Annotated in this window: 9 protein-coding genes; 4 read left to right on the top strand and 5 right to left on the bottom strand. The window is 69.7% G+C overall.

The features are described 5' to 3' along the window. A partial coding sequence (locus tag LZF96_RS18610; protein ID WP_233873752.1) for a DUF6531 domain-containing protein occupies positions 1-3,503 on the bottom strand: 3,503 nt, incomplete at its 3' end. Positions 3,504-3,625: 122 nt separating this feature from the next. Next, a complete protein-coding gene (locus LZF96_RS18605) occupies positions 3,626-4,099 on the bottom strand; it encodes an ATP-binding protein (RefSeq protein ID WP_233873749.1) in 474 nt (157 codons plus the stop codon). 145 nt (positions 4,100-4,244) lie between these two features. On the opposite strand from LZF96_RS18605, the gene LZF96_RS18600 reads away from it, so the two are divergent. Genes LZF96_RS18600 through LZF96_RS18590 form a run of 3 tightly spaced genes read left to right on the top strand, consistent with a single transcriptional unit; the run spans position 4,245 to position 5,497 of the window. After that, positions 4,245-5,075 (top strand): helix-turn-helix transcriptional regulator, encoded by an 831-nt coding sequence (locus LZF96_RS18600; protein WP_233873774.1) that lies wholly within the window; start codon positions 4,245-4,247, stop codon positions 5,073-5,075. Continuing rightward, entirely contained in the window at positions 5,072-5,254 is a 183-nt protein-coding gene (locus LZF96_RS18595) for a DUF397 domain-containing protein (protein WP_233873746.1), read from the top strand. Before LZF96_RS18600 ends, LZF96_RS18595 begins: the two co-directional genes overlap by 4 nt. A gap of 57 nt (positions 5,255-5,311) precedes the next feature. After that, positions 5,312-5,497: a DUF397 domain-containing protein gene (locus LZF96_RS18590; RefSeq protein ID WP_233873743.1), complete on the top strand. Its 186-nt coding sequence runs from the start codon at positions 5,312-5,314 to the stop codon at positions 5,495-5,497. A gap of 33 nt (positions 5,498-5,530) precedes the next feature. Here the strand turns inward: LZF96_RS18590 and LZF96_RS18585 are convergent, their stop codons facing one another. From LZF96_RS18585 to LZF96_RS18575, 3 genes are all read right to left on the bottom strand, one after another. Then, positions 5,531-5,908 carry a DUF4180 domain-containing protein gene (locus tag LZF96_RS18585; RefSeq protein WP_233873740.1) on the bottom strand — a complete coding sequence of 126 codons (378 nt, stop codon included), beginning with the start codon at positions 5,906-5,908 and terminating at the stop codon, positions 5,531-5,533. Continuing rightward, positions 5,892-6,404 carry a helix-turn-helix domain-containing protein gene (locus tag LZF96_RS18580; protein ID WP_233873737.1) on the bottom strand — a complete coding sequence of 171 codons (513 nt, stop codon included), beginning with the start codon at positions 6,402-6,404 and terminating at the stop codon, positions 5,892-5,894. The genes LZF96_RS18585 and LZF96_RS18580 overlap by 17 nt, the downstream gene beginning before the upstream one ends. Before the next feature lie 174 nt (positions 6,405-6,578). Then, positions 6,579-8,372: a BCCT family transporter gene (locus LZF96_RS18575; RefSeq protein WP_233873734.1), complete on the bottom strand. Its 1,794-nt coding sequence runs from the start codon at positions 8,370-8,372 to the stop codon at positions 6,579-6,581. A 231-nt stretch (positions 8,373-8,603) separates the two neighbouring features. Between LZF96_RS18575 and LZF96_RS18570 the strand changes: the two genes are divergently transcribed. Beyond that, entirely contained in the window at positions 8,604-9,752 is a 1,149-nt protein-coding gene (locus tag LZF96_RS18570; RefSeq protein ID WP_233873770.1) for a glycerate kinase, read from the top strand. The last annotated feature ends 114 nt before the right edge of the window (positions 9,753-9,866 follow it).

The raw sequence follows: 9,866 nt of genomic DNA, 5'->3' as shown, positions 1-9,866 counted from the left end.
ACCGTGCCGTCGGGGGTGACGGTCTTGGTGAGGCGGTCGTGGGCGTCCCAGGTGTGGTGCCAGGTGTCGGGGGTGCGGGAGATGCGGGTGACGGTGCGGCGGATCACCCGACCGGCCGCGTCGTAGGCGTAGCGGGTGCGCCCGGCGCGGGCCAGGAGGGTGCCGGTGTAGGCGCGTTCCCCGACCGCTTCGGCCGGTAGTCCGGGAGCTTGGGCGGCGGTTTGGTCACCGGTGGGGTTGTAGGTGTAGGACTCGGTGCCTGCCGGGCCGGTCAGGTTCGTGGGGCGCCCGATCGCATCCAGGGTGAGCGTGGTGGTGCCCGTGGCGTCGGTGACGGCGGTGGGATAGCCATCCGACCGGTGGGTCCACCGCTTGTGGTGCAACCGCCGACCCCCGGCACCCGTGAGGGCCTGCTCGACCATCCGCCCGGCCGGGTCGTGGCTCGCGGTGAGGGTCAGAGCATCGGCAATGCGGCGTTCGACCTCCCGACCGGCCGCATCCCGGCGGAAGTCCAGAAAGTGCCCGGCGGTCTCCAGGCCGATCGGCCGCCCGGCCGCGTCATGAGTCCATCGGCTGGTGTGGCCGGTGGGGGTGGTGCGGGAGAGCAGGTTGCCCACCGGGTCCATGGTCAGGGTCAGGGTGCGGCCGTTGACCGTCTCGCTCAACATATGCCCGGCAGTGTCGTAGGAGCGGGACAGCTCCACGCCCGGCGAGGTGGCGGAGACGACTCGGTCCGCCGTGTCGTAGTAGTAGGTGGAGACCTCTCCGATGTCTGTGACGGTGGAAATCAACCTTCCCAGGCCATCATGGGTATAGCTGAGTGACTGACCGGCCGGATTGGTTTGGTGAACGGGGCGGCCCATCGCGTCAAGTTGCCACGTGGTGGTGCGACCGTCGTAGTCGGTCTCGGCGACCGTGCGGCCGGCCGCATCGAGGGTGTAGGTCCAGGTGCGGTTGTCGGGGGCGGTGACGGCGGTGATGTTCAACTCGGTGTCGCGGGTGAAGACATACCGCGCGCCATCGGGGCCGGTGTGCGAGACCGGCAGGTCGAACGGGCCGTAGGTCCAGGCGGTGACCCCGCCGTTCTCGTCGGTGTGGCTCAGGCAGTTGCCCTCCGCGTCCCACTCCCACGACTCGCTCGCGCCCAGGGGGTCGATGCGGCGCACCGGCTTGCCCTCCGGAGACCACTCCATCCGAGTGATCGCCCCCATCGGATCGGTGATGGAGGTGGGGCGACCGAAAGCGTCCCGGTCCAGGGCCGTGGTCGCGCACAACGGATCGACCACCGCTACCGGTAGTCCGGCCGGGTCGGTGTCGATGCGGGTGGTCGCGTCCAGTGCATCGGTGATGGTGGCGGGGGCGCCGGTGGGGTGGTGGGTCCAGGTGGTGCGGTGCCCCGCCGGGTCGATGACAGTCGTTCGGTTGCCGTGTGCGTCGAACTCCTGCCGCCAGACGGTGCCGTCGGCCTCGGTGATCGCGGTGGGCAGGCCCAGGTCGTTGTACTCGGCGTGGACCTCGTGACCGTCGGGGCGGGTGACCGTGACCAGATCGCCATCGGCGTTGTAGGTGTAGCGGGTGGTGTTTCCCAGCGGGTCGGTGACCGACAGCAGGTGGTCGTGGCGGTCCCACGTGCGGTGGGTGGTGTGGCCCAGCGGATCGGTTTCCGCGATGAGCTGGTAGCTGTCGTTGAACCGGAAGATCGTGGTGTGGCCGAGGCTGTTGGTGGCCTCGGTCCGGTTGTCCTCCGGGTGGTAGGTGTAGCGGTATTCCAGGGCGCGGTTGGTGCCGGTGGAGAAGACGCAGCGGCCGGCGGCGTCGTATTCGTAGCGGTACCAGGTGTTGTTGCGGTCCTCCCACCGAATCAACCGGTCGTGCTCGTCGTACCAGAAGCGCAGGGGTAGGCCGGAGGAGTTGAAGACGCGGGCGAGGTTCCCGGCATCGTCGTAGTCGAAGGCCAGTAGGATGGGTTGTTCGGGTGCGGAGAGCAGCCGGTAGGAGGTGATGCGCCGATCCACCACCGCCACGCCGATGCGGTAGCCCCCGGAGTGGGTGACCTCCACCGGCTCACCCGCCTCGTTGTGGCGGATCTCGATGCGGTTTTCGTTGCGGTCGGTGACCGCCACCAGCGGCAGCTCGTTACCCGGCGCACCGGGCACGGGGGCGAAGTGCAGCGTCCTGCCGCTCTCACGCTGGTGGATCGTCAGCGGGGAGCCGGGCCGACCGTCCCAGGACAGGCCCCAGCGCGGACCCTCGATGGGCATGACCGGATCGTCCGGATTCCGGGTGGGGACGGGGTAGACCAGGGTCATGCCGTCGGCGGTGCGAAAGCGCACCTCGCGGGCGTCCAACTCCAGGCGTTGGTCCAGGGTGGAGGACCACGACTTACCGAACAGGCGTCCCGCCCGGTAGGTGGAGATGTGGTGGCGTTCCAGCAGTAGCGGCAGGACGCCGGGCAGGTCCACATCGGTGGCGGGCATGACCAACTCGCCGGTGGCCACGTCCACGGGGTCGCCGCAGTCGTTGCGCTTGGTCATCGGGACGGCCTGGCTGCGGGCCTCCTTCGCCGTTCCCTTCGCCCCCCGGGCCATGCCCAGCGCGGCGGTCCTCGCACCCGCCGAGGCCAGGCGCCCGCCGGGTACGCAGTCCAGCAGCGCGAACCCGACATCCCACAGTGATGCGTCGCCGTTGGCGTAGTCGATCAACGTGTCCGCGAGGATGATCAGCGAGGCGGCCAGGATCAACCCCCACACCAACGGTCCGCCCAACACCAGCGCCACGATGCTCAAAACGGTGACGACGACCTTGGCGACGGCGACGATGGTGTCCCAGTTGTCCACCACCCAGTCGGCGGACTTCTGCCACCACTTGCGGTTCGGGATACCGGCCTCGGAGGCTTCTTCGAGGTCCGCCTTGCACTTGGCGGCGGCCTCCTCGCGCAACTCCTTGGCCTGACCCGCCAACGCGATCGCCAGATCCAACTTCCCCCGCGCATCGGTCACGGCCGACTCGGCGTCGCCCTGATCGCTCTCCGCGTCCGTCAATGCCCGGCGGACCTCGGCCGCCACCTCACCCTCATCCGGCGGCTCCGCCGCCTCGGTCGCGTCCTCCAACGTCGAGGTCGCCCGCTCCAACCAGGACTGCGCGGTGGACAGCTCCTCACGCGCCTCGATCGCCTCGGTGAGCGCCCGATCCGCGTCCGTCTGCGCCTCGCGCAACTTCGGCGCGTACGTCAGCAGGGCCTGCGCCGCCAGGTCGTAGGAGGTGTGCAACTTGTCCAGATCCGGCGGCAGCTTGTCGAAACGATCCCGATACGCCTCCGCGCTCTCCCCCACGAACGAGGCGAGCGCCCCCTCCTCACCCATCGAGCGGACCTTGCCCAACGCGGTGAACACGTCATCGGCGAACTCCTCCAGCTCACCGCCCAGACGCTCGATCCGATCCGGGTCCCCCGGCGCCGGATCCGAACCCAGCCCCACCGGCGACCAATCCGACGCCCGCGCCATGAAACCCCGCCCCCGCATTCAACCCGATAGGTGTAACCGACAGGACACTAACCGGCGTTGCCGGCACCGGCAACGCGCTTCGGCAGCGCCCGCCCGATGCCGAAACGAAGCACCGGCACGCTTCAGGGGACCTCCTCGGCGGACGGAGGTCCGTTACGGAGGAGTTCGGCCCAAACCGTCTTGCCGGGTGCTTTGGTGCGGCTCGGGGCGACGCCCCAACGATGGGCGAGCGCAGTGACGATGAGCAGCCCTCGCCCGCTCTCGGCATCCCCGTCTTCCAACGCTCGGGGCCGGACCGACGAGAGGTCGCCCTCGCACCTGTCACCGACCTCCACACGAACACCGTCGGGGATGAGAAACGCAGCCACCTCGAATCCCTGATCGGAAGCGCGCCCGTGAGTGGCGGCGTTGGCGGTCAGTTCCGCGACGATGGCCACCACCTCCGAACGAAAGGGCTCGACATCCTCCATGCCAAGCAGGCGAAGGGCGTTGTCGACCAGGTGACGGGCATGGCGGGCTGCCTCCGGAGTGGCGGGAAAAGCGTGGCGGAAGACCTCGATGGAGGGCCGGAGCGGTGCGGCGGAAGGGCGGTACATACCTCCAGCCTCGATCCCTCTGTCCCGGGTCACCAGAAACAGGACCCATACTTTGCGTATCCGTATGGGTACCGAGGGTAGACAGTGGGGTGGGTATCCGGCCACGATGATTCCCGACACATCGGACTCGTGCGACTCGGCGGAGGTGGCCCCCTTGGCGACCAGTGGCGAACCGGAACCCTCCGACAGCCTCCGGACCTTCGGCGCCGTCCTCAAGACCTTTCGTGAACGGGCCGGCCTCACCCAGGAGCAGTTGGCCCCGCTCCTCGGATACGCGCCGCCCACCGTCGCCGCCGTCGAGCAGGGCCGTCGCCTCCCCCAGCGCGACTTCATCGACAAGGCCGAGGAAGTCCTCGACGCGTTCGGCACCCTGCGCGCCGCCGCTCGCCACCTCTCACGCCGCCCCGGCCTCGCGGCCTGGTTCCGCGAGTGGGCTCGACTGGAGGAGGAAGCCCTCAACCTCTGGACCTACGAGTGCCGCGTGATCCCGGGCTTGTTGCAGTCCGAGGGGTACGCGCGGACGATCTTCGAGAACAGCGTGCCCCCACCGGATGACGAGCATGTTCAGAGACAGGTCACCGCCCGACTGGCGCGTCAACAACTACCGACGAAGTGGCCGAATACGGGGTACAGCTTCATCATCGAAGAAGCACTCTTCCTGCGTCGAGTCGGCGGGACAGAGGTGACCCGCATACTGATCGACCACGTCCTGGCGTGTGCGAGTCAACGCAACGTTGAGATCCAGATCATGCCACTGGTGAGAGAACAACACTCCGGTGATGTCGGTCCCCTTCGATTGCTGGAAAGCTCCGACAACCGGTGGCTGGCCTATTCCGAGGGTCCGCGTGGCGGATACCTGTTCACCGACCCAAAGGACGTGGGTGAGATGTTGCAGATCTATGCCAAGATGCGTTCACAGGCTCTCACCCCCCGCGACTCCCTGAGCCTGCTGGAGCGGCTGCGAGGAGAGTCATGAGTGATGAGGCAATGTGGTTCAAGAGCAGCTACAGCAGCTCGCAGGGAGATGATTGCGTCGAGGTCTCCACGTCGCATGCCGACGTGGTGCATGTCCGTGACTCCAAGAATCGCCACCGTCCGCACCTCACCCTCACTTCCGATGCCTGGCGCTCATTTCTCTCCCGAACCACCGCCTGACACCGCCCAGCCCATGAAGAACTCGACGAGGCGGATCGAGTGACTGCGAAAAGAGCCGTGAGCACCGACGAGTCGGCCTGGTTCAAGAGCAGTCACAGCAGTCCTCAAGGCGACAGTTGCGTGGAGGTCTCCACCTGCCGGCCGGAGGCCGTGCGGGTGCGGGACTCCAAGGATCGACGCGGCCCCCGGCTCAGCGTCTCCCCCGACGCATGGCGGGCGTTCGTCTCCCGCGCTGCCGGCTGATCACCGGGCGGCCGGGCAACGGCGGGAACGGCTTCAGGACGTGGCGGGAGGCGGCGCCAGGCGGGCGGCGAGTTGGTCGGTGTCGGCGAGGAACCAGACGTGTGTCCCCCGGTTGGACTCCCGTACCAGGGCCGGCAGGGCGGTGCCGGTGGCGGTGTGGTGGGAGATGTCGCCGAGGATCACCAGACGTGTCCGGTACTGGACGCACTTCTGCGTGACCTCCCCCGCGAAGCCGGTGCTCAGGTCGAAGAAACGCTCATCGAGGCGCTCGGCGGGGACGGCGACCGTGTCGGCGCGTCCGTAGGCGGCGCCGATCAGGTGGTCCAGGACGTCCTGCTCCCCCGCGATGACGGGACCGTCGGCGTCGAGGACGAGGACGGGCGTTCCGTGGTGGTCAACGATGGTGGTCACGGGGCTCCTCGGGTGCGGCGGTATCGGGGACGGGGAACAGGCCGCTCCCCGGTTCGAGCACGGAGTTGATGAGCGTGAGCAGGGCGGCGGTATCGGCCGGGTCCCCCATGGCGACGATCCGCAGCCGTGAGCGTTCCGGCTCGTGGATCGTCTGCACGCGCGGTCCGCCCGCCTCCCCCCGGTGGGAGTGGACGGACGCGGTGACCAGGGTGGCCAGGCGGTGGGCGGTCTCCGGGGTGACGGGTTCGACCTGCACGATGCTCGACACCTCGGCGGAGGGGACGGTGCCTCCGGTTCCGGGCGCCGGTGTCGCGCCCCGGCCGACGGAACCGCCGGTCAGGGCTTCCAGGTCCTCCTTCGCGATCCGGTACTGCTTGCCGATCCTGACGGCCTTCAGGCGCCCGGTGCGGACGTAGTTCCGGACCGTTCGGACGTGCAGGCCCAACAACTCGGCCACGTCGCCGACCGAGTACAGCTCGCGTTCCTTCTCACTCATAATTCCTCAACATACTCCATTGAAGGGTCACGGAAAGAAGAATAAGGAGTGATGGGGAATCCGATCTCGTTGGAGCAGCCCTTCTCCTGCCCCGGCCACGCCCCGGCCCCCGGGGCCGCGACCGGGTGGGGTCGGGCCTCCGGGGGCCGGGGGCGGTGGGAAGCGGGGTCGTCCTCAGGGGGTTTCATCGGTGTCGGCCGATGTCGCCCCGGTGCCCGGCCGGGTGGTGGGGTCGGCAGCGGACCCGGCGCCCCGGGCGGGGCGACCGCGACCACCGCGCATCGAGCCGGCGACCCGACGCAGGCGCCGGTTGCGGGGTTGCCGTTCCTTCTCCATCGCCTCGCCGATCATGGCGCGGACCGCGTCGCCCACGCCGTGCATGGGGTGACGGCGGGAGGGACCGGCACCGGGATCGGAGCGCAACTCCTTCACCAGTGCCCAGCACATCGCGAGCATCACGACCACGAACGGCAACGCCACCAGGATGGTGGCCGAGCGCAGGGCGGTCAGGCCCCCGGCGACCAGGAGGACGGCGGCGACCGACGCCATGAGCACACCCCAGGTGACCACGAGCCACCGGTGCGGGTTGAGCGTCCCTCCACTGGTGAGGGAGCCCATGACCAGGGAGGCGGAGTCGGCGCTGGTGACGAAGTAGGTCATCACCAGGATCATCGCGACCACGGAGGTGATCGCGCCGAGGGGGAGGGCGTTGAGCAGGCCGAACATCGCGGCCTCCTCACCCCCGGCGGCGATCTCGCCGGTGAGGTCGGCGGCGCCGGTGGCGTCGATGCGCAGGGCGCTTCCACCCATCACGGAGAACCAGATGATGGAGGCTCCGCTGGGGATGAGGAGAACGCCGATCAGGAACTCGCGCACGGTGCGGCCCCGCGAGATGCGGGCGATGAAGGTGCCGACGAAGGGCGCCCAGGACAGCCACCACGCCCAGTAGAAGATCGTCCAGGCTCCCAGCCACTCCTGACCGCCGAAGGCACCGGTGCGGGTGGAGAGCTCCAGGAAGTCCTGGAGGTAGGAGCCGACCGAGGCGGGGATGGTGTTGAGGATGTAGACGGTGGGGCCGAGCAGGAAGATGAACACCATCAGCCCGATGGCGAGCACGATGTTCATGCTGCTGAGCCACTTGATGCCGCGGTGCAGGCCGGAGAAGGCGGAGACCACGAAAGCGCTGCCCAGGGCGGCGATGATGATGAGCTGCAACCCACGGCCGTCCTCGACGCCGAGGGTGATGTTCAGACCCCGGGCGACCTGGAGGGCTCCGAGGCCGAGGCTGGTGGCGGTGCCGAAGACGGTGGCGAAGACGGCGAGCAGGTCGATCAGGCGGCCGGGCCAGCCGATGACCCGCTTCTCACCGAGCAGCGGGACGAAGACGGAGCTGATGCGGTTGCCGCGCCCCTTGCGGAAGGTCACGTAGGCCAGACCGAGGCCGGCGACGGCGTAGATGGCCCAGGGGTGGAGCGTCCAGTGGAAGAAGGAGTACTCGATGGCCGTCCGTGCGGCGGCGGTGCTCTCGGGTTCGATTCCACCGAAGGGCGGCGGGGAGACGTAGTGCATGAGCGGCTCGCCGACGCCGAAGAACATCAGTCCGATGCCCATGCCGGCGCTGAACATCATGGCGATCCAGGCCAGGTTCGTGAACTCGGGCTCGGACTCGTCACGTCCCAGGCGGATCCGGCCGAACCGACTGAGCGCCAGCACCACGGCGACGATCAGGAAGATGTCGGCGGCGATGACGAAGAGCCACGAGAAGTTGGCCAGCACCCATTCCAGGGAGGTGTCGGCGACCGATGAGAAGGAGTCGGTGGCGAGGGCCGCCCACAGGACGACGGCGAGGACCACGCCGACGCCGATCGCGATGATCTTCGTATCCGGTGTGGGCGGGGCTCCGGGTACGGCGCCCTCGTCCACCGGACCGGCCGGGGGCTCGTCGGGGGTTCGGGTCTCCGTTCGCATGGACCGACTATGCCCGCTATTCAATCTTTTGTCCCGTCTCTCGTCGCGTCGAGTGTGACCGGTACCGCCGGCGGCGCCGTGGTGGGCCCGGGATCGGCCGGATAGGGTCGCGTGCGACACGACGATTCCAAGCACCACAACGGCACCTCGAGACCGAGGTACCTCGGCGGCTACTGCCCGACATTCGACGAGGTACACGGGGTCGTCGGAGCCGGGGAGAGGCGGAGCACAATGGCCGGCACGGAGCGGATCGAACGGATCCTGATCGCCGCCGACAAATTCAAGGGCTCCCTGACCGCCGAGCGGGTCGCCGCACACGTCCGGACCGGCCTGCTGGCCGAACGTCCCGACCTGGTGGTGGAGTCGCTTCCGATCGCCGACGGCGGCGACGGCACGGTGGAGGCCGCCCTGACCGCCGGTTTCACCGTCCACCGCGAGCGGGTCACCGGTCCCCTGGGCGCACCTGTCACCGCGCGCTTCGCCGTGCGCGACGACACCGCCGTGATCGAGATGGCCGAGGCATCCGGTCTTCGCCTGCTGCCGGCCCGCACCTTCGCCCCGCTCACCGCGGGCACCCGGGGCACCGGTGAACTGATCGTCGCCGCCCTCGACGAGGGCGCCCGTACGATCGTCCTGGGTGTCGGCGGATCGGCCGGCACCGACGGCGGCGCCGGCATGCTCCAGGCGCTCGGCGCCCGCCTGCTGGACTCCGCCGGCAAGCCGCTGCCGCCCGGCGGCGCCGCGCTGCGGGACCTGGCCCGGGTGGACCTCTCCGGCCTGGACAGCCGCCTGCGCGCCGCCCGGGTCGTCCTGGCGAGCGATGTCGACAACCCGCTGACCGGCCCCACCGGCGCCGCCGCCGTCTACGGTCCGCAGAAGGGCGCCGGTCCCGCCGACGTCGCCGCCCTGGACGCCGCCCTGGGGGTGTGGGCGCGACTCCTGGAGGAGGCCGCCGGGCCCCGTGCCGCCGGGGCCTCGCGGGCGCCGGGCGCCGGCGCGGCCGGTGGCATGGGCTTCGGCGCCCTCGTCGCTCTCGGCGCCGTCTTCCGGCCCGGGGTCGAGGTGATGATGGACGTGCTCGGCTTCCACCCCGCCCTGGCCCGCGCCGAGCTGGTGATCACCGGTGAGGGTTCCCTGGACGAACAAACCCTGCACGGCAAGGCCCCCGCCGGGGTGGCCGCCGCGGCCGGGAAGGCGGGCAAGCCGGTGCTGGCGGTCTGCGGGCGACTGGCCATCGACCCCGGCAGCCTGCGGAAGGCGGGCATCGGCGCCGCGTACGCGCTCACCGACCTGGAGCCGGACCCCGAGGTGTGCATGGCGCAGGCCGGTCCGCTGCTGGAGCGCGCCGCTCGCCGGCTGGCCGCCGAGCACCTGACCTGACGTCGGCCCGCGCCGCTCCGGACCACCGGGCCACCGGCCACCGGCCACCGGAACGGGCCGGTGGCCCGGTGGCCCGGTACCAACCGTGACGGGGAAAATCCGTGGCGGGTACCC

It is taken from the genome of Streptomyces sp. ST2-7A, assembly GCF_021390475.1.
In the GTDB taxonomy this organism is placed as follows: Bacteria; Actinomycetota; Actinomycetes; order Streptomycetales; family Streptomycetaceae; genus Streptomyces.
This window is presented reverse-complemented; position numbering and strand designations above follow the sequence as displayed.

Bases quoted from the DNA above. Each gene is read 5' to 3' on its own strand.
- LZF96_RS18605 (WP_233873749.1), bottom strand. From the start codon at position 4,099: ATGTACCGCCCTTCCGCCGCACCGCTCCGGCCCTCCATCGAGGTCTTC.
- LZF96_RS18595 (WP_233873746.1), top strand. From the start codon at position 5,072: ATGAGTGATGAGGCAATGTGGTTCAAGAGCAGCTACAGCAGCTCGCAG.
- LZF96_RS18580 (WP_233873737.1), bottom strand. From the start codon at position 6,404: ATGAGTGAGAAGGAACGCGAGCTGTACTCGGTCGGCGACGTGGCCGAG.
- LZF96_RS18575 (WP_233873734.1), bottom strand. From the start codon at position 8,372: ATGCGAACGGAGACCCGAACCCCCGACGAGCCCCCGGCCGGTCCGGTG.
- LZF96_RS18570 (WP_233873770.1), top strand. From the start codon at position 8,604: ATGGCCGGCACGGAGCGGATCGAACGGATCCTGATCGCCGCCGACAAA.